Source organism: Paraburkholderia sp. C35, assembly GCF_003121405.1.
Classification (GTDB): Bacteria; Pseudomonadota; Gammaproteobacteria; order Burkholderiales; family Burkholderiaceae; genus Paraburkholderia.
Window position 1 is genome coordinate 78,945 of the sequence record NZ_QBUY01000021.1, and the last position, 22,638, is coordinate 101,582.

At 63.7% G+C, this 22,638-nt stretch carries 17 protein-coding genes; 5 read left to right on the forward strand and 12 right to left on the reverse strand.

Annotation, left to right across the window (positions count from 1 at the left end):
* Positions 1-357: 357 nt before the first annotated feature.
* The 3 genes from DK391_RS15685 to DK391_RS15695 all read right to left on the reverse strand — a co-directional run bounded on the left by DK391_RS15685 (position 358) and on the right by DK391_RS15695 (position 4,316).
* A complete protein-coding gene (locus DK391_RS15685; protein ID WP_109478883.1) occupies positions 358-1,728 on the reverse strand; it encodes a gluconate:H+ symporter in 1,371 nt (456 codons plus the stop codon).
* A 91-nt stretch (positions 1,729-1,819) separates the two neighbouring features.
* Entirely contained in the window at positions 1,820-2,935 is a 1,116-nt protein-coding gene (locus tag DK391_RS15690) for a porin (protein ID WP_109478884.1), read from the reverse strand.
* Positions 2,936-3,116: 181 nt separating this feature from the next.
* Positions 3,117-4,316: an aminotransferase class V-fold PLP-dependent enzyme gene (locus DK391_RS15695; protein WP_109478885.1), complete on the reverse strand. Its 1,200-nt coding sequence runs from the start codon at positions 4,314-4,316 to the stop codon at positions 3,117-3,119.
* Positions 4,317-4,435: 119 nt separating this feature from the next.
* Here DK391_RS15695 and DK391_RS15700 point away from each other — a divergent pair, with 119 nt between their 5' ends.
* Both DK391_RS15700 and DK391_RS15705 read left to right on the forward strand, forming a co-directional pair.
* Positions 4,436-5,278, forward strand: coding sequence for an IclR family transcriptional regulator (locus DK391_RS15700; protein WP_109478886.1), 843 nt, complete (start codon positions 4,436-4,438; stop codon positions 5,276-5,278).
* A 64-nt stretch (positions 5,279-5,342) separates the two neighbouring features.
* On the forward strand, positions 5,343-5,804 hold the full coding sequence (locus DK391_RS15705; protein ID WP_109478887.1) for a RidA family protein: 462 nt from the start codon (positions 5,343-5,345) through the stop codon (positions 5,802-5,804).
* Between the two features lie 33 nt (positions 5,805-5,837).
* Here DK391_RS15705 and DK391_RS15710 read toward each other — a convergent pair whose 3' ends face one another.
* Genes DK391_RS15710 through atzF form a run of 9 tightly spaced genes read right to left on the reverse strand, consistent with a single transcriptional unit; the run spans position 5,838 to position 15,168 of the window.
* Entirely contained in the window at positions 5,838-6,578 is a 741-nt protein-coding gene (locus DK391_RS15710) for a GntR family transcriptional regulator (RefSeq protein ID WP_239482840.1), read from the reverse strand.
* A gap of 56 nt (positions 6,579-6,634) precedes the next feature.
* Positions 6,635-7,039, reverse strand: coding sequence for an oxalurate catabolism protein HpxZ (hpxZ, locus tag DK391_RS15715; protein WP_109478888.1), 405 nt, complete (start codon positions 7,037-7,039; stop codon positions 6,635-6,637).
* A complete protein-coding gene (locus tag DK391_RS15720) occupies positions 7,036-7,719 on the reverse strand; it encodes a cysteine hydrolase (RefSeq protein WP_109478889.1) in 684 nt (227 codons plus the stop codon). Before DK391_RS15720 ends, hpxZ begins: the two co-directional genes overlap by 4 nt.
* Positions 7,720-7,722: 3 nt before the next feature.
* Positions 7,723-9,339: an ABC transporter ATP-binding protein gene (locus tag DK391_RS15725; RefSeq protein ID WP_109478890.1), complete on the reverse strand. Its 1,617-nt coding sequence runs from the start codon at positions 9,337-9,339 to the stop codon at positions 7,723-7,725.
* Between the two features lie 2 nt (positions 9,340-9,341).
* The gene (locus tag DK391_RS15730) at positions 9,342-10,034 is read right to left on the reverse strand and encodes an isochorismatase family cysteine hydrolase (protein WP_109478891.1); all 693 of its coding nucleotides are present in this window, start codon (positions 10,032-10,034) and stop codon (positions 9,342-9,344) included.
* Between the two features lie 43 nt (positions 10,035-10,077).
* Entirely contained in the window at positions 10,078-11,004 is a 927-nt protein-coding gene (locus DK391_RS15735; protein ID WP_109478892.1) for an ABC transporter permease, read from the reverse strand.
* Positions 10,997-12,136, reverse strand: coding sequence for an ABC transporter permease (locus tag DK391_RS15740; RefSeq protein ID WP_109478907.1), 1,140 nt, complete (start codon positions 12,134-12,136; stop codon positions 10,997-10,999). Before DK391_RS15740 ends, DK391_RS15735 begins: the two co-directional genes overlap by 8 nt.
* A gap of 55 nt (positions 12,137-12,191) precedes the next feature.
* On the reverse strand, positions 12,192-13,292 hold the full coding sequence (locus tag DK391_RS15745; RefSeq protein WP_109478908.1) for a BMP family ABC transporter substrate-binding protein: 1,101 nt from the start codon (positions 13,290-13,292) through the stop codon (positions 12,192-12,194).
* A gap of 25 nt (positions 13,293-13,317) precedes the next feature.
* Positions 13,318-15,168 (reverse strand): allophanate hydrolase, encoded by a 1,851-nt coding sequence (gene atzF, locus DK391_RS15750; RefSeq protein ID WP_239482841.1) that lies wholly within the window; start codon positions 15,166-15,168, stop codon positions 13,318-13,320.
* Positions 15,169-15,720: 552 nt separating this feature from the next.
* Between atzF and DK391_RS15755 the strand changes: the two genes are divergently transcribed.
* From DK391_RS15755 to DK391_RS44875, 3 genes are all read left to right on the forward strand, one after another.
* Positions 15,721-17,013 (forward strand): autotransporter strand-loop-strand O-heptosyltransferase, encoded by a 1,293-nt coding sequence (locus tag DK391_RS15755; RefSeq protein WP_109478894.1) that lies wholly within the window; start codon positions 15,721-15,723, stop codon positions 17,011-17,013.
* A 158-nt stretch (positions 17,014-17,171) separates the two neighbouring features.
* The gene (locus DK391_RS15760) at positions 17,172-22,472 is read left to right on the forward strand and encodes an AIDA repeat-containing protein (protein WP_109478895.1); all 5,301 of its coding nucleotides are present in this window, start codon (positions 17,172-17,174) and stop codon (positions 22,470-22,472) included.
* A partial coding sequence (locus DK391_RS44875) for a hypothetical protein (RefSeq protein ID WP_204117371.1) occupies positions 22,447-22,638 on the forward strand: 192 nt, incomplete at its 3' end. The genes DK391_RS15760 and DK391_RS44875, both read left to right, overlap by 26 nt.

Sequence of the window (22,638 nt, forward strand, 5' to 3'; positions counted from 1 at the left end):
TTATGGTTATTCACCTCTTTGATACCCGAAGGATATACGCAGACAATCTGGCTTACAAAGTATTTCTTTTATTTTCCCGCATTCGATTCAATCCGCAATTAATCGACGATGTCTGCTTATGCGCTGTCGATATTAACCATTCAACAGGCATCGATTTAACAGAGATGAAATAAATTAAAGGCGATTTAACAGTCGCATTATCCGGTGCGAACCGGATAAAAACCTGAAAACAGCAAGGAGGGAATGAATCAGACGGACGTTTGAACTTCAAGCGCCGTCCCGAAGCTGGCAAGCGGGCGCCTGCCAGCCGTGCTTCTATTGATCACGCATACAGGCGCACGCGGCGCCCGTTGAAACTCATACGACGGACGCTACGCCCAGAGTCAGCAACAACGCCGTGATGGAGATGATCGTCTCGCACACCGTCCACGTCTTGAAGGTCTGCGGCACGGTCATGCCGAAGTATTCCTTCACGAGCCAGAAGCCGCCGTCGTTGACATGCGAGAGGATCAGCGAGCCTGCGCCCGTCGCCAGCACCAGCAGTTCGGGACGCACGCCCGTCGCCGTCGATGCCGCCGCAGCGGCGATCGGCGCGATGATGCCCGCTGCCGTCGCCATCGCGACGGTCGCCGAACCCGTGGCGACGCGAATCAATGCCGCGACCAGCCAGGCGAGAATCAGCAGCGGCACATGCGCGCCCGTCGCGACATCGACGATCGCCTTCGATGCGCCGCTGTCGATCAGAATCCGCCCGAAGCCCGCACCCGCGCCCACCACCAGCGTGATGCTGGCCGTCGGTGCGAGACACTCGTTGGTGAACTTCAGGATCTGCTCACGCCCGAAGCCGCGCGTCGTGCCGAACGTGTAGAAGCTCAGCAGCACGGCAAGCAGCAGCGCCATGTCGGGATGGCCGATCAGATGCAGCACGTCGTTGGCCGTGGGCTTCGGCGTGACGATCAGATCGGCCCAGCTGCCGACCAGCATCAGCAGCACGGGCAGCAGCACCGTCAGCAACGTGATGCCGAAGCCGGGCAGCGCCTGGTTCGCACGTTTCGCATCCTGTTCGATGAACTGCTGCGCCATCGGGTTCACGCCTTCCAGCACGACCACGCGCGCGATCAGCTTCGAAAACAGCGGACCTGCAAGGGCAGCAGTCGGAATGCCGACGATCAGCGCGTAGAAAATCGTATGGCCGATGTCCGCGCCATATGCCGTCACGGCGAGCAGCGCGGCCGGGTGCGGAGGAATCAGACCGTGCACGACGGACAGACCCGCCACCATCGGAATGCCGACGCGAATCATCGACGTGCCCGTGCGCTGCGCGACGTTGAACGCAATCGGGATCAGCAGCACGAAGCCGACTTCGAAGAACACGGGCAGACCGACGAGGAACGCGATGCACATCATCGCCCAGTGCACGTTCTTCGGTCCGAACAGGTCGATCAGCGTGCGCGCGATACGTTCTGCGCCGCCCGATTCCGCCATCATCTTGCCGAGCATCGTGCCGAGGCCGACGACGATGGCGATGTGTCCGAGCGTGCCGCCCACGCCCGTTTCGAACGACTTGAGAATCGACGTCATCGGCATGCCGACGGCCAGCGCCAGCGCGACCGACACGACCATCAGCGTGATGAACGGATTCAGCTTGAAGCGCGCGATCAGCACGACGAGTGCGACGATCGCGATCAATGCATAGAGAAGTAGCAGACTACCTGTCACGGTCGCCATGATTGCTCCTGATATGAAGGGTCGGCAACGGGATGCAGCGCGCCGTCAGCGCGCGCTGCATCGTTGATCCGTGCCTGTTGCTGCGGTGTCTTTAGAACTTGTGGCGAATGCCTGCCACGGTCACGAACTGGCCTTGATTGCTCGACGGATTCGTGATGCCTTCCACCCACGCCTTCGCACCCGATGCGCGCTGATAGATGCCGTTCAGGTACAGGTCGGTCGTCTTCGACAGGAAGTACTCGCCACCCAGCGCGACCTGGTTGTAGTGCGCATTGGTCGCCGACGCCGCCGTGCTGTTCTGCAGCGTGTAGATGTAGCCGAGCGTAAGCAGCGTCGCAGGCGTTGCCTGGTACTTCACCATCGCTTCGTAGTTCTGGAAGTGCATGCTGCCGCCCGCGATAATGTCGAAGTGCGAGTTCGTGTACAGCAGTGCCAGCGTCGCCGGGCCGATCGTGTAAGCACCGCCCGCGCCCCATACCTGGTTGCGCTTCACGTTGCTGATGATCGACGAGCTCGTGCTGTAGTAGTTGTCCGAAGGCGCTGCGCCCGTCGTGTTGGTCGCCGGCTGGTTGACGAGCGAGTAGGCGGCGTCGAGGCGCAGCGGACCGTTCACGTAGTCGGCACCGACGCTCCATGCGCGGTTGTTCGCGAAGTCGCCTGCTGTGTTCGAGAACGCGTACATCGCGTTCGCCGTGAAGCCGGCGATAGTCGGCGTCGTGTACTTCACCGCGTTGCTGGTGCGGTACGTGTTGTTCAGATCGTCGTTGTCGTAGATAGCATTGCCGTACTGGCTCAGCGCACCGACACCGTTGGCCTGCAGGTTCGACAGATAATCCTGCACGCTGTTGTACTGACGGCCCAGCGTGATCGTGCCGGCCTTGGCGTTTTGCAGCGCGACCCATGCGCTGCGGCCGAAGATGCGGCCGCCCTGACCTGCCGCGCCCGTTTCGAGGCTGAAGCCGTTTTCGAGGCGGAACAGCACCTTGTTGCCGCCGCCCAGGTCTTCCGTGCCGAGCAGGCCCCAGCGCGAGCCTTGCACATTGCCCTGCGTCGCCTGAATGTTGTGATCGCCCTTCTGGTTGTTCGTGTACGTGAAGCCCGCATCGACGATGCCGTACAACGTGACGCTGCTCTGCGCGTGAGCCGCTTGCACTCCGAGTCCGGCAACAGCGACTGCGATGGCTGTGCGGGCAATATTCTTATACATCGTGGTTTCCTCTGGTTGAAGTAAAAGCCACTGGATGAATGGCTGCTCCAATGACTTCAGGTATCCTAAACAGACGTGACAAGGCAGCACCTTGAACAAGGTGCATCGGCCGCGATCGATCGTCGAGACCGTTAAAACGGGTAGTGAATCAGGTCAGTGCAGCCGGATCAGTTCGTATCGTTCAATCCGGCCAGTTGCGGCGCGCCGCAGTCTTGCGGGCATCGCGGGTGTGAAAAGGCGTGACGAGCGGTTCGGCTGACGCTTGCGCGCGCTCGAGTTCTGCCACGATCCGCGCCAGCACGATGTGCTCTTCGCCGGCGTGCAGGTTGCACGGATCGAGGTAAAAAAAGTGGAGTTCGGCTTCGTGGTCGCGCACGATCACGGGCGCGTCATCGCCGCGGGGATGCGCGAGCGCATCGGCGAGATCCCATGCGCTGATGCGCGCGGCTTTCGGATCGATCCGCAGTTTCAGACGGTCGAGCGGATTGCCCGTCGGATCGGCTTCGATCTCGGCCCAGACACCCGGCTGGCGATTCAACGTTTCGCGCCACAGCGTCAGGTAGCCGCGCTCCGTCGCGCGCACGGCAGCGTGATCGCGCGTACGCCAGTTTTCGAGCGCGGCCATCGCGCCGACGATGACTTCCTTGCCGACCTTCATCCCGCGTCCGATGCCACCGTTCTGGAAATACGCGGCACGCACCAGCGCCTTTTTTCCCGCGACGATGCCCGCCGTCAGGCCGCCCAGAAACTTGTGCGCGGAATACAGCGCGAGATCGGCGCCCGCCGCGATGAAGCGCGTGAGGTCATACTCGGACGCCGCATCGACGATCACGGGCACGCCCTTCGCGTGCGCGACTTCGATAAATTCTTCGAGGGAAATCATGCCGTACTGCACGGTGTGATGCGAGACGACATACAATGCGGCCGCGGTGCGCTCGTTGAGCGCCGCCGCCAGCTGATAGCCATGTGCCTCCGTCGCCGCGCCGACCGGCACGACGCGCGCGCCCGCGAGGCGAATCGCCTGATCGACGGGTGCGCCATAATTGACGAGGTGACCAGTCTGCACGACCACTTCGTTGCGCAGACCCGTGGTATCCGGCAGACGTTCGATCAGACCGAGGTCGTCGCCCGTCATGGTGGCCGCGATGCTCAACGTGATCGCCGCCGAGCACGACGCCGTCACATAGCCGCTTTCGCTGCCGCACGTTTGCGCGATCACGGCCGACGCCTTGCGCTGCAGATCGTCGATTTCGACGAACTGCGGCAGGATGTCCGCAACGGTGTCGATTATGGCTGCGCCGACGCTGGACGCGCCGAGACTCGTCATCGTGCCCGAGACATTGATGACGGGGCGCAAGCCTAATCGAGAGCGGATGTCCATGTCAGCATCTCCGGATCCGTTATTCCTTAATTAAGGAATATATGTTGTAATTGTGGATCAGTCTAACATACAATGTCCTTGCGTCAACTGGACAAAAACATCCGACTTCCGAGGACTACATGGCACGACCGTCCCGTTCCACCGCGGCAAATCCGACGCCCGACACCGCCGACGAAAGCCCGGTCGCAGAAGCGCCCCAGGCCGCTGCGCCGCGCACGCGCACCAGCGCGCTCGATCGCGCGGTGCAGATTCTCGACGCGCTGCAGGAAGCGGGCACGCCCGCTACCGCCTATGAGATCGCGCATCGCGTGAACGCGCCGCTGTCGACGGTCTATTCGATCATCAACGACATGGTCGAGAAGAACCTCCTCTCACGCGCGGCGGACGGCGCGATCTGGCTCGGCTCGCGGCTCTATGGTTACGGGCTGACGTACGCGAGTTCGCTCGACTATCTCGCGGTGGCGAACGAAGAGATGCAACGCCTCTCCGAGGATGTCGAAGAAACGGTGCAGGTGTGTGGACTCGAAGAAGGCATGATGGTCGTGCTGCAAATGGCGGAAGGCCCGGGCCATTTCCGCGTGACGTCGCGCGTGGGCAGCCGCGTGCCCGTCAACTGGACGGCGTCGGGACGGCTGCTGGCAGGACATCTGTCTGCCTCGGAATGCACTGCGTTTTTCAGGCAATACGCGCAGCCCTCGCCCACTGGTCGCGCCGAAACGCGGCCCGACGTGCTGGCGAACAACGCGCGGCAGGCGCTCAGTGAACGCCTGTCGATCCAGATCGGCGAATCGGATGCGTCCGTGGCGTGCCTCGCCGCGCCCGTGATGAACCGTGCAGGCGCCTGCGTGTTCACCATTTCGATCGTGATGCCGGAGGCGAAAGCGGCACACGGCACCGGGCGTTACGCGGACGCGGTGCAGAGCGTCGCGGCACGCATCGAAACACGCCTTGGCTGGCGCTAGCGTCCATCACGCCACACACCGCGTTGAACCTCATTCAAGAACCCTTTCGCTATCCGACTTGCCGATGAACTGTTATGACCGGCTGCGTGCACGCGGCCTGACGCTTCCCACCGTGCCGACGCCCATCGGCAACTTCATGCACTGCACGCGCGAAGGTAATCTTCTCTTTCTGTCCGGCCAGGGTCCGCTCGACGAATCGGGCAAGCTGATGACGGGCAAGGTCGGTGCAACAGTCACGACCGATGAAGCCTATCGCCATGCGCAACTGGTCGGCCTGAACCTGCTCGCGGTGCTGCATGGCGAACTCGGCGATCTGCAGCGCGTGCGGCGCGTCGTGAAGCTGCTGGGCATGGTCAATGCGACGTCCGAGTTTGCCGAGCATCCGCGGGTGATCAACGGCTGCTCGGATCTGTTCATCGACGTATTCGGCGACGCTGGGCGGCACTCGCGTTCAGCCGTCGGCGTGGGGTCGCTGCCGAACAACATCACGGTGGAGATCGAGGCGATCGTCGCCGTGCAAGACTGACGCGTAGTGACACAAACGTGCGCTCAGGTCACGTCAGGTGACAAAAGGCAGCTTGCTATCGCGTGCTGCGGCGAGCATCGACAACGTGATCTTGCGCACTTCCAGCTTGCTTTGCGTGATATGCGCGCGCAGCAGGATGGTCGCTTCGGCGAGCTTGCCGCGATCGATCAGGTTGAGCATGGTCGAATGCTCATCGTAGGTTGCACTGGTGCGATGCGGCTTGAGAAAGTCCAGACGCCGCACAATGCGGATACGTTCGGTCACGTCGTTATGCACGCGCAACATTTCCGCGTTGCCCGTCGCGGCAACCAGCCCGCGATGGAAGTTCTCGTCCATGCCGAACATGACGATCGGCTCGCTCTCACGCGTTTCCGTCGCTACACACCACACGGCCTTCATCTCGTCGATCCCGGCATGCGGCGGCGGCGAAACCGCGATCCGTTCGATGGACGCGAGTTCGAGCACGATGCGCAGATCGTAGAGTTGATCGAGTTGTTCGAAATTGATTTCGGAGACTTTCCAGCCGCGCCGGAATCCCACTTCCAGATAGCCTTCGCGTAACAGACGGAACAGCGCATCGCGCATTGGCGTGCGCGACACGCCGTAGTGCTGCGCAATATCCGTTTCCGAAAAGCGATCGCCGGGAAACAGCCGGAAGTTGAAGATGTCCTGCTTCAATAGCTGATAAACCTGCTCAGCGAGCGGATTCGCGCTGTACACCGTCTTCGTGGCAACTTCCTCGGACGTGTCTTCCATTGGCGTGATGAGTGTCATATTGGCCTGAGCCATTGGGCGAAAACAAAGCGAAGCGTCATGCCATTATCCGCCCTTCAGGGCGCCTCGATCAGACTCACATGCGCGGCCACGACAACCCAGCCGCCGCATAACGCGTCTTTCGTGCCCATGCGCGCCCACGTCTGCATCTGGCGTCCGATAAGCGGCGTTGCGTCGCTGGTGAACTCGGTGCTCACGGTAGCGAAGTCGTCGCCGAATGTAGTGATCACCGTGCGATGCAGACGGCGGCTCTTCGGCACAGGCGCACAGGTCGCGCGCCATGCGCAGATCGACGCATTGCCATGCTGTATCTCCGCGATGCCGTAGCGCACGGTCTGCGCGGTGTCCCAGAACAACGCGTTCATCGTGTCGATGTCGTTGCCTACCAAAGCGCGCTCATAAATCTCGAACGCGTTCGCTACTTCCGCGACGATTTCTGCGCGATTGACTTCACACGTCATGCAGTGACCTCCAGCAGATCGGCGAGCATCGCAGTCCAACCGACGATGCCACCTTGCGAACGGATCATCTCGATCGTCGCGGTCTTGAACGCGGGGATATAGCTCGCCGTCGCGTCTTCGATCAGCAGACATTCATAGCCACGGTCGTTGGCTTCGCGCATGGTCGTCTGCACGCAGACTTCCGTTGTCACGCCTGCAAACACGAGATGCGTGACCGAACGCATCGCCAGTTCTTCGCCGAGGCGTGTCGCATAGAACGCGCCTTTACCCGGCTTGTCGATGACGATCTCGCCCGCGATGGGCGCGAGTTCATCGACGATTGCATTGCCAGGCTCGCCGCGCACGAGGATGCGGCCCATCGGTCCGACGTCGCCGATGCGCGCATTCGGCTTGCCGCGCAGTCGCTTCGCAGGCGGACAATCGGACAGATCGGGCGCATGCGACTCGCGCGTATGCACCACGTGCCACCCCTGCTCACGTGCAAACGACAGCAGCTTCGCCACATCGGGCACGATGCCCGCCAGCAGCGACACGTCGTTGCCGAGTGCCTCGCCGAATCCTCCCGGTTCGATAAAGTCGCGCTGCATGTCGATCACGACGAGCGCGGTATGTGCAGGCTCGAACGTGAACGGCGACGGTTGCGCGCGAACGGTGTGTGTCTGGTTGGGTATCGCATTCATGCATCAGGCTCCTGCCAGAACGGCGGACGCATCGGCATGTTTATCGTCCGCTTCGCTGTGTCCCGCCATATGCCGGCCCAGCACCACGCGGTCCGCGCTGTGCGCCGGCGTTTCGAATACCAGCCGCCCTTCGGCGATTACGGCGATGCGGTCCGCGAGTTCGAGCAGTTCGTCGAGATCTTCGCTGACCAGCAGCACGGCCGCGCCCGCATCGCGCGCGGCGACGATCCGCGCATGAATGTCCGCGACCGATGCAAAATCCAGCCCAAACACAGGATTCGCGACGATCAGTACATCCACGTCCTGACCCAGTTCACGCGCCAGCACCGCACGCTGCACATTACCACCGGACAAGGTGCCGATTGCACGATCCGGCGCGGGCGGCCGCACATTGAACTCACCGATCAGCTGCTTAGCCCGCTCGCGCAACGCGCGGCGATCGAGCCGCCAGCCACTGCGCCGCATCGGCGCACGGTCGAAGTTGCGCAGCGCGAGATTCTCCGCAATGCTCATGCCCGCCACGCACGCATTGCGCAGCGGTTCTTCCGGCAACGCAAACAGACGCAGGCGGCGCATCTCTTCGCGCGTCGCGCCGTACGGTTGACCCTTCACCTGCATTTCGCCCGACTGTGCACGGCGCTGCCCGACCAGCGCTTCGATCAGTTCCTTCTGACCATTGCCCGACACGCCCGCGAGACCGAGTATCTCGCCCGCGCGCACGGTCAACGACACGTCGCGCACGGCAGGATGGCCACGGTCATCGACCACGTTCAACTTCGATAGCGACAGCCGCGCGGCTGCGTCCGCTGCAACCGGCTTGCGTGCGGGACGGGTTGCTTCGATGCCTGCTACTGCGCGCGCATCGGGCGTGACTTCCGCGCCCATCATCCACGCGGCGAGACTGTCGCGATCCGTGTCCGCGACAGCGCACGAACCGACACGGCGGCCTTTGCGCAGCACGGTCACATCGTCGGCATAGGCCATCACCTCGCGGAACTTGTGCGTGATCATCAGCACGGTCAATTCACCGTTCGACGTGAGCGAGCGCATCAGCCCGAGCACTTCGTCCGCTTCCTGCGGCGTGAGCACGGAAGTCGGTTCGTCGAGAATCAGGAAACGCTGACGCAGATACAACTGCTTGAGAATCTCGAGCTTCTGCTTCTCGCCCGCTGCGAGTCCCGTAATGGGCGCATCCAGCGGCAAGCGAAACGGCATGCGCTGCATGAATTCGGCAAGCGCTGCGCGCTCGGCACGCCAGTCGATCTTCCACGGCAAGCGGCCACGCGCGAGCAACAGATTCTCTTCGACCGACAAGCCCGGCGCGAGCGTGAAATGCTGATACACCATGCCGATGCCGAGCGCCTGCGCATCGCGCGGCGAAGCGATGCGCACCTGGCGCATATCCGCGATGATCTCGCCGTGATCGAGCACGCCGTAGCCGACCAGCCCTTTCACGAGCGTGCTCTTGCCTGCGCCGTTTTCGCCGAGCAACGCGTGGATCGTGCCCGGCGCAACCTTCAGCGAGACATCCTGCAGCGCGCGAAATGCGCCAAACGATTTGCTTGCGCCGAGCACTTCGAGGCCCAGCGCCCGGCGCGTCCCATCGGGTGCGGTCGACATGATCAACGCTCCAGCGTCGCGAGCAGTGCAGCCGAATCCGACACCGTGCCGAACACGCCGCCTTGCATCAGGATCATATTGAGCGCGGCGTCGTGATTGCCTTTGTCGGTCGCGCCGCAGCAGTCGGACAACACCGTGCACTCGAAGCCGCGGTCGTTGGCTTCGCGCATCGTCGTGTGGACGCAGACATCGGTGGTGATGCCCGTCAGCACGATGTTCGTGATGCCGCGCGTGCGCAGGACCATCTCGAGATCCGTCGCACAGAACGAGCCTTTGCCTGGTTTATCGATGATGATTTCGCCCGGCAGCGGCGCGAGGTCGTCGATGATTTCCCAGCCCGGCTCGCCGCGCACGAGGATTTTTCCGCACGGGCCGTCGTCGCCGATGCCGATGCCGTCGGTGCCGGCCTGACGGCTGCGCCAGCGCTTGTTGGCGGGCAGATCCGACAGGTCGGGGCGATGACCTTCGCGTGTATGGATGATCGTGAAGCCCTGTTCGCGCATCGCAGCCAGCACGCGCTGGATCGGCTCGATGGGCGCGCGCGTCATCGACAGGTCATAGCCCATCTTGTCGACATAGCCGCCGATGCCGCAGAAATCCGTCTGCATGTCGATGATGATGAGGGCTGTATTGTCGGGGCGCAGCGAGCCGTCATAAGGCCACGGATAGGGCCGGGCTTCGATATAGCGGGTCATGTGTGTCTCTCTCGAATCGGATGGCAAGTAAGGACGTGCTGGTTCAACGCGTCAGGCTCAGTTCGCCTGGCGCGCCTGCGAGCGTGCGGTCCGGACGGCAGTTGAAAATCATGATGGCGAGCGTCAGCACATAAGGCGCGGCATTGAACAGGTAGTAGCCACTCGTCACGCCAATGGCCTGCAATGCGGGGCCAAGCGCGCCCGCTGCACCGAACAGCAGCGCCGCCCACAGGCATCGCACGGGATGCCAGCGCGCGAAGATCCCCAGTGCGACAGCCATCAACCCTTGCCCGCTCGACAGCCCTTCGTTCCAGCTGCCCGGATAAACCAGCGACAGATACGCGCCGCCCACGCCCGCGAACATGCCGCCCACGGCCGTTGCAACGATGCGTACACGCGTGATGGGATAACCCATCGCACGCGCGCTCTCGGCGTTCTCGCCAACGAGGCGCAAAGTCATGCCCCAGCGCGTCGAACGCAGTCCCCATTGCAGCGCGAATGCAAGCACGACGCCGATCACGAACACCGGATTGATCTTCAGCGCGATGTGCAATTGCGCCGACGACGTCCAGTTGCCCAGATCGATGGAAGCGAGCATCGGCGCTTGCGGTTCGATAAACGGTTTGCCGAGATAGAACGCGATGCCCGTGCCGAACAACATCAAGGCGATACCGAACGCGATATCGGACACGCGCGGCAGCGAGCACACCAGACCATGCAGACAACCGAGCAGCAGCCCGACAAGTGCCGCCGCGATCACGCCTTGCCACGCGGAGCCCATCAGATAGGCACCCGCATAGCCGCTCATTGCGCCCGACACGAGAATGCCTTCGAGTCCGAGGTTCACCCGTCCGCCCTTCTCGGTCAGACACTCGCCAAGGCTCACGAACAGATACGGCGTGCTCACGCGGATCGCGCCCGCGAACAGCGACAACACCAGCACCGCAATGGGCGAATGGAGATCAGGCATGGGTTTTCTCCAGTTGAACGGACGAGCCGGATTGCGCGACGGCTTGCAGCTTCACGCGCCACGCAGCCATTCGCCCGCCGAGTGCTTCCCACGCGAGCAGGTTTGCGAACAGCAGACCTTGCAGGACCAGCGTGGCGGCATCGGGCAGATCGAGACGGCGTTGCAGCAGCGAGCCGCTCGCCTCGATACCGCCGATCAGCAACGCGCATACGACGATCGCCAGCGGGTTCTGACGCGCGGCAAACGCGACGAGAATGCCCGCGTAGCCATAGCCCGCGAGCAGCGATGCGTTCGCGCTGCCCTGCACTGCCGTTACCTCGAACATGCCCGCAAGGCCCGCTGCCGCGCCGCCCAGCACGCACGCCGTGAGCGCGAGCGAGTTCACCGGCAAGCCGACCAGACGCGCTGCGCGGTTGTTGCCGCCCGCCACGCGCATCGCGAAACCCTTCGTGCTGTGCTTGACGAACACCCACGCCGCGATGCACGCGAGCACACCCCAGAACAGTCCCCAGTGCACGTCGATGCCGGGCAATGAGCCGATCGAGAACGCGTCGGGAATGGGTCGCGTCGAGGGTTTGTTGAGACTTGCGGGATCGCGCAGCGGACCTTCGACGAGTTGCTTGAACACGGCAATCCCGATGTACGACATCAGCAGGCTGCTGATCGTCTCGTTGACGCCGCGGTATTGACGCATCGCGCCGACCGCGCCGATCCACGCGCCACCGATCACCATGCCCGCGAGCGCCATCAACGGCGTGACGATCCACCACGGCATGGCGGCAGGCACGAGTTGCGGCACCATGGCAGCGGCCAGCCCGCCGAGCGCCAGTGCGCCTTCGCCGCCGATCACGATCAGCCCCACCTGCGCGGGCAACGCGACGCACAGCGCCGTGAGCATCAACGGTGCGGCGCGCAACAGCGTGCTTTGCCACGCGAATGCCGAGCCGAACGCGCCTTGCCCGATCAGCACGACGGCATCGAAGGCCGGTTGTCCCTGCACGAGCAGGAACAATGAAAACAGCAGCAGCGTGCCGATCAACGCGCACAGCGTCGGCAGCGCCGGCAACACGCCGAGCGTGAGCCGCGCGATGCCTGCCATCGGGCTGCCAGAAAGTGATGCTTGAGTGCTCATCGCCATTCCTCGCCTGAACAGAGTCAGGTCAAACTACAGGTCAAACCATCGGACCTCAGATCTGACCCACGACGCCCGCGACCAGATAATTCATGCTTTCAAGCGTGATGTCGGTCTGTGCATAGCTCGCGCCGGCCGCAATCGCGTTGCCGCCCTTGTTGTCCTTCATCGGCCCCTTGAAGATCACGTACTGGCCCGCGACCATCTTTGCCTTGATGGCATCGGCGTTAGTCTTTGCATCGGGCGCCACCTTCGCGCCGTACGGCGACATCTTCACGTAGCCTTCCTTGAGGCCGCCGCGCAGGATGTTCGGCGGTGTCTTGCCCGCCTGTGCATCGGCGACGAGCGCGCGATACGGCGTCGACCAGTCCCATTCCGCGCCCGTCAGATAACCCTTCGGCGCAAGCGCTGCCTGGCTCGCGTGATAGCCGCAGCTCATGGCTCCACGTTTCTCGGCTGTCTCGATCACCACCTTGGGGCCATCGACGTGACACGTGAGCACGTCGCAGCCCTGATCGACGAGACTGTTGGCCGCTTCTGCTTCCTTCACGGGCATCGACCAGTCGCCCGTGAAAATCACATGCGTGGTGATGGACGGATCGACCGATTGCGCGCCGAGCGTGAACGCGTTGATATTGCGCAGCACCTGCGGAATCGGTTTGGCAGCGACGAAGCCGAGCTTTTTCGTCTTGCTCGCGTGACCGGCGACGACGCCATTCAGGTACTGGCATTCGTCGATATAGCCGAAATAGCTGGAAATGTTCGACGGATTGCCGCTTTTCCACAGGCCGCCGCAATGCGCGAAACGCACCTTCGGATACCTGGCGGCCATCTTCAGCACATGCGGGTCGAAGTAACCAAACGACGTCGCGAAGATCAGCGTGGCGCCGTCCTGTTCGATCATCGCTTCCATGGTCTTCTGCACGGCCACGGTTTCGGGCACGTTCTCTTCTTCGACCACCTTCACGTTTGGCATTTTCTTCAGAGCAGCAGCGGCTTGCGCCTGCGCCTGGTTGTAGCCGTAATCGCCGCGCGCGCCGACGTAGATCACGCCGACGGTGAGTTTGTCGGTAGCGGCGAGCGCCTTGTGGATCGGCACGATGTTGGCGAGCGCGAGCGCTCCAGCGCTTTTGATGAAGTCGCGGCGGTTGGTCATGATGAGCACACCTTTGTCAGAGAAGTCACGATGCGGATTGAGATTGACTGGTCAGAAATGCACGCCAGCCGCCGAACGAGGTGATGTCGCGCGCGCCGCTGTCGGGTGCGATGGCGGCGGGTTCGCAGATGAAGCCTTTGACGCTGCGGCCATCGCTTGTCGTTACGTTGCCGATGCCGAGCGGCGCAGGCACGGCAGCAACGAATGCGCCGAAGGTGCGCAGCGGCACGTCCCACAGTTCGATGGCGATTTCGCCGGCTTGTGCGTTGTGCGCGTTGTGCGTGTCGGCAGTGCGCACGAGGCCCGGTTTGAGCGGCGTGGTGTTCGCGAGCGCGAACAGTTGATAGCCGGGCGCTGTCGTAGTGGCTTCGACGAAACGCGCGCCCGCTTCCATCAGTTGCCAGTTCAACGGTTCGCCGCGCAGATGCGCACCGACGACGGCGAGCGTGACGGTCGGTTCATCGAATGCCAGTGGACGTGTGCTGATTTCTTGCACGCCGCCTGCGTCGATGTCGGCGAAGAACAGCGCCTGGATTTGTGCGCCGAGCACGGCGAGCCGTTGATCCGCACCGGCTGGCGCGATCAGCGTGACGCCTGCGGGCAGGCCGTCCGCTCTGCGCGCGGCAGGTACGGCCAGCGCGCACAGATCGAGCAGATTGACGAAGTTCGTGTACAGGCCAAGCTGGCTGTTGCGCGCAATCGGATCGGCGCGGACCTCGGCGATGGTGGGATGCGTGGGCGTCGTCGGGACAATCAGCACATCGACGGACTCGAACATCTTTTCCGCCTCGCGCTTCAGGCGCATCAACTCGTACTGGCCGTCGAACGCATCGGCGGCGCTGAATCGGTCGGCCTTGCCGATCACTTCGGCGACGACGGGATCGATCGCTGCGTGCTGCGTTTCGAAGAATGCGCCGAGCGCGGCACGGCGCTCCGCTACCCACGGGCCGTCGTAGAGCAGCGCTGCGACCTGCTGCAACGGCGCGAAGGCAACCATGTCTGCGCTCAAGCCGAGGCGCGACGTGATCGTATCGAGCGAGGCGGCGAAGGCGGCTTTCGCGTGAGCGTCGCCGAAGAATTCGAGCGTGTCGGGAATCGCGACGCGCAGTGAACCACGCGGCAAGCCCAGCGATGCGATGTGCTTCGAGTAACCGTCGAGCGTATCGAATGCGGCCATCTGCTCGAGCACACGCCACGCGTCCGCGACGTCGTGCGCGAAGATCGACAGGCAATCCAGGCTGCGGCACGCAGGCACCACACCGCGTTTGCTGACCAGTCCAAGCGATGGCTTGAGGCCGACCAGTGCGTTGAATCCGGCCGGCACGCGTCCCGAGCCTGCCGTATCCGTGCCGAGCGAAAACGCGACGACGCCCGAGGCCACCGCAACTGCCGATCCCGACGACGAGCCGCCCGACACATACGCATCGAACTCGACCTGCCGGACCGCCCCGAACGGCGAACGCGTGCCGACCAGACCCGTCGCGAACTGATCGAGATTGGTCTTGCCGATCAGGATCGCGCCTGCATCGAGCAGACGCTGGACGGCGAACGCGCTTTCGTCGGGCGTGTAGGCGAAAGGCGCGCAGGCCGCGGTGGTCGCGAGGCCAGCAATGTCGATGTTGTCCTTGACGGCGAACGGCACACCATAGAGCGGCATGTCTTGCAGCCACGCTTCGCCGCGTGCGTCCTTGCGGCGCTGCAGTTCAGCAGCACGCGCGCGGAGTTTGTCTTCGGGGACGCGCAGCAGCCATGCTTCCGGGCGATGCGTCCCGGCGAGGCTGCGTACGACTTGCTCGACGGTCTGGGCGGGCGTCAGTTCACCACGCGCGTATTGGCCAAGCAGTCCGCGCCCCGTCATGTGGGGTTGTGTTTTCATGCGTTCAATCTTGAATACAAGTTGAGAGAACGCATTGCAGGGACTATGCCAGGCGCATCTTTGGTCGCTTAAACCCTTGTCGGGAAAGGATTTTTGGCAGACCGGGAAGGATCTGACCACGTGGTCGCGATGCCCCACGCCGGTTCAGCGCCGTGTCGTAGCGGTGCAGTTTTCCCAGTTGGCGTGCATCGCAGGGAGCGAATGTTCAGCGACGGACTTTAATGTTCCGTATAGGACACGCTATCGAGCAACGGGCACTTAATGTGTCTCATGCGATACACGCTTGCACAAAACGACAACTCCACCTACGCGACTTGCATCCACTGCGCGATGACAAACCGCAATTAAAGTTTCGAAACGCATCTGCCGTTATCACCGCGATCAATAAAAGGATCGTGAAGTCGCGCATGCTTCACGCCCCGCATCGGACATGAAACGACGCTTTTCCAGTATCTGGGCAAACGTTAGCGGGCCGACTTCGTTTAAGCCCATGAAAAATACTGGCCGGCGAATCCGCGTTGTTTAACTTTCAATTCGAACAGGTCGACAGCAGTGACGCAAACAGACACGGTGACGCAGAACACCGATAGCGCACACAACATCCCGACGCAGCCCGAGACGCACAACGGCACGCGCGACCTTCACGCCACGCCAAAGAGCGGCCAACCCGTTCAACGGCCAGCGGACAAACCGACGCAGCAGGGGCCGCACGGTATCCGCTTCGACTTCAACGACGGCTGCCGCGTCACGCTGCCCGCAGGCGACGGTGAATGGCGCGTGCTGTTGCGCGATACAGCGACGGCGAACCCTTTGTTCGAAACGCAGCTCGCAGCGGGTTCCGTCGCCAGCAGCAAGAAGTACTTCGTGCCATTCGAAATCGAAGTGTGGTCGCAAGGCAAGGAAGTCTTCCGGCATCGGCTCGAACTCGCCGGCCGCGACGTGCTCGTGCATCTGCCCGTGGGCACATTGGGCGACACGCTGGGCTGGTTTCCGTATGTCGCGAAGTTCGAGCGGCAGCATGGTTGCCGCCTGACCTGTGTGATGGGCGAAGCGCTCATCGCGTTGTTCAGGGACACCTATCCGTCGATCCGTTTCGTCACCCCCGACGCTGTCAATCCCGCCGACTACTACGCGACCTACAACATCGGCCTGTTCTTCACCGACGATGCCAACGTGCATCAACCCTGCGATTTCAGGCTGGTCGGCCTGCATCGCACAGCCGCCTACATACTCGGCGTCGATCCGCAGGAAGCGCGCCCCAACATCGCCCTGCCCGACGATAGCCGTCCCATCGCGGAGAAATACGTCTGCATCGCGACGCAAAGCACGACGCAGTGCAAGTACTGGAACAACCCGACCGGCTGGCGCGAGATCGTGCAGTTCCTCAAGCAGCACGGCTATCGCGTGATCTGTATCGATCAGAAAGCGACGCATGGCAATGGCATCGTGTGGAATCACCTGCCGCATGGTTGCGAGGATTTCACCGGCGATCAGCCACTCGCCGAACGCGCGCGCTGGCTCAGGCATGCGGAATTTTTCGTGGGCCTGAGCAGCGGCCTGTCGTGGCTCGCGTGGGCGATGAATACGCCCGTGGTGTTGATCAGTGGCTTCACGCATCCGACCAACGAATTCGACACGCCCTACCGCGTCATCAACTATCACACCTGCAACAGTTGCTGGAACGACGTGCGCGTGCAGTTCGACCATCAGGATTTCATGTGGTGTCCACGTCATGCGGGCACGCCACGGCAATTCGAATGCACGCGGCTCATCACGGCCGAACAGGTCAGGCACACGATCAGCCGCATACCGGCGTTCAGCACACAGGCAATGGCAGTTGCCTGAAACGCGCCGCGCTATCGCGTTGAGATGAAGAACCAGAAGAACCAGAACAACCAGTCGAACCGTCGAACACTCAGAACTGGAATAGCAAGGCAGTACCCGTAGCACGACAAACAACAAAAGAAGTGCAGCAGTAGATACAGGGAAATTCGGGGAACACAATGAAAAGAATGACGTGGCGTCGCGTGGATGCCGTGCGTGCGTTCGGCCGTCGCTATCGCCGGTGTTCGCGGCTGCTCGGCATGCTGCTCGCGGCGCTGACCCTGCAGCCGTGGTTCGCACAGGGCGCGCTCGCGCAGACCACCGTCGCCGCCGGCGATACCGAAACGGGCGCGACGATCGGTGGCACGGAAGACGTGCTCGGCAAGACGGTCAACAATATCGTGACGTCGGGCGGCGTACAGACCGTGCTGTCGGGCGGTGTCACCAGCGGCACGCGCGTCAGTGCTGGTGGCACGCAGGCGGTCTCTTCAGGTGGCCTCGCACAGACCACGAGTGTCGGCTCAGGCGGTGTGCTGCAGGTATCGTCGGGCGGCGTGGCGCGCAGCACGACTGTCAACGGCGGCATGGATGTCGTCGAAGCAGGCGGCACGGTGAGCGCCACGACCCTGCTGGCGAGTGCATCCGAAGTCGTTTCATCGGGCGGTCTCGCAAGCGGCACGACGGTCAGCAGCGGATCGATGCAGACGGTGATGGGTGGCGGCGTCGCGAGCGGCACGGTGGTGCGCAACGCGGGATCGGTGGTCGTATCGTCGGGTGGACTGGCGCGCGGCACGACGGTCAGTTCCGGTGCCAGCATCGTCATCTCTGCAGGTGGAAGCGGCTCGCGCACCATCGTGTCGTCAGGTGGCGTCGATTCGGTCTATGGCACCGATACGTCAGCCACCATCAGCAACGGCGGCACGCAGAACGTCTACGCGGGCGCAACGGCAAGCGCGACGACAGTAGCCAGCGGCGGCCAGAGCATCGTCAGCAGCGGCGGCTCGACGTCCGGCACGATTCTCAATAGCGGCACGCTGACGGTATCGGCAGGCGGCCATGCCACGCGCACGACCATCAACGCAGGCGGTATCGACAATGTCGCGGGCATCGACACATCGGCGACAGTCGCTGCAAGCGGCCGCCTGATCGTATCGTCGGGTGGCGTGGCGAGCGCAACGGCCGTCAACAGCAACGGCCAGGCGAGCGTCGGCAGTGGCGGCTCGATCATCGGCGCCGTCGTGAGCGGTGGCACGCTGACGGTCTCCGCAGGCGGTTCAGCCACCTCCACCATCCTGTCCGCTGGCGGCACCGAGAACGTCCAGGGCACCGACACCTCCGCGAGCGTGCGCAGCGGCGGCATGCAGAACGTGCTGAGCGGCGGCGCTGCAACGAGCGCGACCGTCAGCAACGGCGGACGGCAGACGGTTTCGTCGGGTGGCACGGCAAGCGGTACGAAGGTGCTCTCCGGCGGCACGATCGCCGTGTCGAGCGGCGCGAGCGCAACGGGCATCGTGCAGTCGAGCGGCGCGGCGCTGATCACGAACACGTCCGCGACCGTGAGCGGCACCAATAGCGGCGGCGCCTTCTCGGTGTCGGGTGGCACGGCGAACAACGTCCTGCTCGAAAACGGCGGCACGCTGACGGTGCTGGCGGGCAACTCGGCGACCAGTACACACATCGTCAATCAGGGCTCGGCAGTCGTGCTCGCAGGCGCGTCCGCGAATTCGACCACCGTCGGCAACGGCGGCACGCTGACCGTCTCGTCGGGCGGCACGGCGACCAACGTCACGCAACAGGCCGGCGCTGCGCTGATCACGAATACATCGGCGACCGTCGCCGGCACCAACTCGGCAAACGGCGCCACCAACGCATTCTCGATTTCGAATGGCGTTGCGCAGGGCGTGTTCGTCGAAGCGGGCGGCTCGCTCACCGTGCTGAGCGGCACGACGGCAACGGGCACACAAGTCGGCAATCGCGGCAGCGCGATCGTGCAGAACGGCGGCACCGCCAGCACCACGACGGTCAGCAACGGCGGTCAACTGCTGGTTTCCTCGGGCGGCACGGCGAGCGGCGCGACCGTCAACAGCGGCGGCCAGCTTATCGTGTCCGGCGGCGGCAAGGCGCTCAATGTGACGCAAAGCGCAGGCGCTGCGCTGATCACCAACACGTCGGCGACGGTAAGCGGGAATAACGTCAGCGGATCGTTTTCGATCGTTTCGGGCAACGCGCAGAACGTGATCGTCGAGAACGGCGGCCAGCTATCCGTGCTGGCCGGCGACACCGCCACGCACACCACGGCGGGCAGCGGCGGTCTCGTGACGGTATCGGCGGGCGGCACGACGCTCGATACCTCCGTCGGCAGCGGCGGCGCGCACACCGTGCTGACGAACGGATCGGCCACCTCGACCACCGTGTCGAGCGGCGGCAAGCTCACGGTGTCGTCGGGCGGCACGGCGACGGCCGTCTCGCAACAGGCAGGGGCGGCACTCGTCACCAACACGTCCGCGACCGTGTCCGGCGTCAACGCGAACGGCTCGTTTTCGATCGTCTCCGGCATTGCACAGGATGTGATCGTCGAGAATGGCGGCGCGCTAACCGTGCTCGCGGGCGATACCGCCTACAACACCTCGGTGGGCAGCGGCGGCCTCGAATCCGTGCTGGCGGGCGGCACGGCGAGCGGTTCGTTCGTGACCTCGGGCGGCTCCGAAGTCGTGTCGGCGGGTGGCACCGCGCTCGGCACGACCGTGACATCCAACGGTTCGCAGACCGTGTTCGGCACGGCATCGGGCACGACGGCGATGGCGGGCGGCAGCGTGATCGTCAGCGCGGGCGGCACGCCGAGCCGTACCGTCGTCAGCAGCGGCGGGCAGGAAATCGTGTCGTCGGGTGCGACGGCGCAAGGCACGCAGGTCGTGTCGGGCGGCACGCAGCAGGTCGCGGGCGGCACCACCAGCAACACGCAGGTGAGCAGCGGCGGCCAGCAGCTCGTGTCGTCGGGCGGCATCACGCGCGGCACGCAGGTCAGCAGCGGCGGAACCCAGACCGTGCTGTCGGGAGGTGCGACGAGCGGCACGCTGCGCAGCGGCGGCACTCAATTCGTTTCTTCAGGTGGCACGGCAGCGGCAACGTCGGTTGGCAGCGGCGGATCGAGCATCGTGATGTCGGGTGGCACGGCAAGCGCGACCGTGGTGAACAGCGGCGGTGCATCGCTTGTGAATTCCGGCGGTACGGCGAGCGGAACGGTGGTGAACAACGGCGGCAGCGAAGTCGTGTCGGGCGGCACCACGGTCGGCACGTCCGTCGGCAGCGGCGGGCAGCAGACGGTGACGGACGGCGGCAAGACCAGCGGCACGACCGTCGCTTCGGGCGGCTCGCAAAATGTCGGCTCCGGTGGCGTCACGTCGGGCACCGCGGTGGCGTCGGGTGGCTCGCAGCCGGTTGGCGCGGGCGGCGTCACGAACGGGACGTCGGTGGCTTCCGGGGGCTCGCAGTCGGTTGGGTCCGGCGGCGTCCCGTCGGGCCCGGCGGTCGCGTCGGGCGGCTTGCAGACCGTCGGTGCGGGCGGCGTGACGTCGGGCACGACCGTCGCGTCGGGCGGCTTGCAGACCGTCGGTGCGGGCGGCGTGACGTCGGGCACGATGGTGTCGTCGGGTGGCACGCAGGATGTCCTGTCGGGCGGCACGGCGAACGGCTCTATCGTCGCGAGCGGCGGCGTGCAGACGGTATCGAGCGGGGCAAGCGTGAGCGGCACGCAGGTGTTGAGCGGCGGCACACCACATCTGTTCGGGTCGCTAACCAATCCCGTGGTCTCGTCGGGCGGCACGCTGACTATCGGCCCGGGCACGGCGGCGGGCGATCTCGTCGGCAACACGGCCAACGATGGCCTGCTGGTGTTCAACCGCCCCGATGCAATCACTTACGCGGGCAACGTCACGGGTGCGGGCCGCATCGAGCAGCAAGGCACCGGCACCGTTGCACTGAACGGCGACAGCCACCTGTTCACAGGCGCCACCGAGGTGATGAAAGGCACGCTCGCCGTCGGCGATATCGACAATCCGGGCGCGCAGCTTGGCGGCGATGTGATCGTCGATGCGCCGGGCACGTTGCGCGGACATGGCTCGATCGTGGGCAGCGTGACCAACAACGGCGTGGTGAGGCCGGGCGGTTCGATCGGCTCGCTGACCGTCGCCGGCAACTATGCGCAGGCGGGCACGGCGACGCTCGCGATCGAAGTCAACCCGACGTCCGGTTCGCAGTTGCGGGTAGGCGGCGCGGCGACGCTGAACGGCGGATTGCGGATCGTGTATGACCCCGGCACGTATCAGGCCACGCGCTATGCGATCGTGACGGCGGGCACGGGCGTGAGCGGACGCTTTACGAATGTATCGGGGACACTCGCGAGCGGTGCGAATCTCGGCGCGTTGCAGCAATCGGTCGAGTACGCTGCGAACGAAGTCGATCTGGTGTTGAGCGGGCTCGGCCAGCAGCCGACCGGCGACAGCACGCCCGTCGGCGGCCCTGCCGGTACGCCCGTCGGCGTGATGATCGTCGCGCCTGCCGATACCAGTATCTACACCGCGCTCGGCACGACGCTGGCCCTTTCCGCGCAGACGACGAACGCAGCGCTGCTCGAACGCATTGCGCTATCGGACTACACGTGGACGGGCAAGTCGGTGTGGGCGAACGCGACGGGATCGCAGACGAAGCTGCATGGCACCGGCAGCGCACCGGGTTTCGAAGCGCGCAACTATGGCTTCATCGCGGGTCTGGACAGCCGGCTCGGCGCGTACACGGTGGGTGTTGCGGGCAGCTACAACCATAATGACATCAGCGAAGACGGCACGGGCGATTCGGGCACGACGGACGCCCTGCGCGCCGCAGTATATGGCGCGAGAACATACGGACCCGTCGACGTATCGGCGGCGCTCGGTGCAGGCGTCGATTTTCTGTCGCAGAAGCGGCCTTTTGGCGCCGTCGGGACGGCCCAGGGCGATCACGTTGGACAGGAGATGTCGGCTGCCGCGCAGGCAGCGCTGCCGCTCGCGCTCGGCGGCGTCAAGGTGACGCCGCGCATCGGCTTGCGCTTTTCGTATCTGCATGCGAACGGGTTTGGCGAAAGCGGCGCGAATGGGCAGGATCTGACCGTCGATGCCGATAATGTGCGCAGTCTGCAGCCCTATGCGCAGGTGTCGTTTGGGAAGGATTTTGGTAATGCGCTCCGGCCGATGAATGTCGAGGTGCGGGTGGGGTATGCGCGTGAGTTGCTCGGTAGCGGGCGAACTGTGACGGTCGGTGCGCAGGATGGCACCGTGTTTGCGGCGTCGGGTGTGACGCTGCCGCGGGATCAGTTGACCGCGGGGGTGAGTGTTGGTGTGCAGCCAGTGAAATCGCTGAGTGTGGCGGTTGAGTATGATGCCGTGTTGGCGACTGGGCATGCTTCGGCGCAGGCGGGGCATGTGGAGATTCGGTATCGGTTTTGATTTTTTTGTTTTGGTTTTTTGGTTTTTGCTTTTTGGTTTTTGGTTTTTGTACTTTTGCTGGCATCCGCGGTTTGTTAGTGGTGCTTCATGCGTCGCCCCTGTGCGGGGCAGCACCTACTTTTCTTTGCCGCGGCAAAGAAAAGTAGGCAAAAGAAAGCCGCTGAAC

Coding starts and splice junctions, on each gene's coding strand:
- DK391_RS15685 (WP_109478883.1), bottom strand. CDS start 1,728: ATGGCGACCGTGACAGGTAGTCTGCTACTTCTCTATGCATTGATCGCG.
- DK391_RS15735 (WP_109478892.1), bottom strand. CDS start 11,004: ATGCCTGATCTCCATTCGCCCATTGCGGTGCTGGTGTTGTCGCTGTTC.
- DK391_RS15720 (WP_109478889.1), bottom strand. CDS start 7,719: ATGAATGCGATACCCAACCAGACACACACCGTTCGCGCGCAACCGTCG.
- DK391_RS15740 (WP_109478907.1), bottom strand. CDS start 12,136: ATGAGCACTCAAGCATCACTTTCTGGCAGCCCGATGGCAGGCATCGCG.
- DK391_RS15725 (WP_109478890.1), bottom strand. CDS start 9,339: ATGTCGACCGCACCCGATGGGACGCGCCGGGCGCTGGGCCTCGAAGTG.
- DK391_RS15760 (WP_109478895.1), top strand. CDS start 17,172: ATGAAAAGAATGACGTGGCGTCGCGTGGATGCCGTGCGTGCGTTCGGC.
- DK391_RS15695 (WP_109478885.1), bottom strand. CDS start 4,316: ATGGACATCCGCTCTCGATTAGGCTTGCGCCCCGTCATCAATGTCTCG.
- DK391_RS15745 (WP_109478908.1), bottom strand. CDS start 13,292: ATGACCAACCGCCGCGACTTCATCAAAAGCGCTGGAGCGCTCGCGCTC.
- hpxZ (WP_109478888.1), bottom strand. CDS start 7,039: ATGACGTGTGAAGTCAATCGCGCAGAAATCGTCGCGGAAGTAGCGAAC.
- DK391_RS15700 (WP_109478886.1), top strand. CDS start 4,436: ATGGCACGACCGTCCCGTTCCACCGCGGCAAATCCGACGCCCGACACC.
- DK391_RS15690 (WP_109478884.1), bottom strand. CDS start 2,935: ATGTATAAGAATATTGCCCGCACAGCCATCGCAGTCGCTGTTGCCGGA.
- DK391_RS15710 (WP_239482840.1), bottom strand. CDS start 6,578: ATGACACTCATCACGCCAATGGAAGACACGTCCGAGGAAGTTGCCACG.
- DK391_RS15730 (WP_109478891.1), bottom strand. CDS start 10,034: ATGACCCGCTATATCGAAGCCCGGCCCTATCCGTGGCCTTATGACGGC.
- DK391_RS15705 (WP_109478887.1), top strand. CDS start 5,343: ATGAACTGTTATGACCGGCTGCGTGCACGCGGCCTGACGCTTCCCACC.
- atzF (WP_239482841.1), bottom strand. CDS start 15,168: ATGAAAACACAACCCCACATGACGGGGCGCGGACTGCTTGGCCAATAC.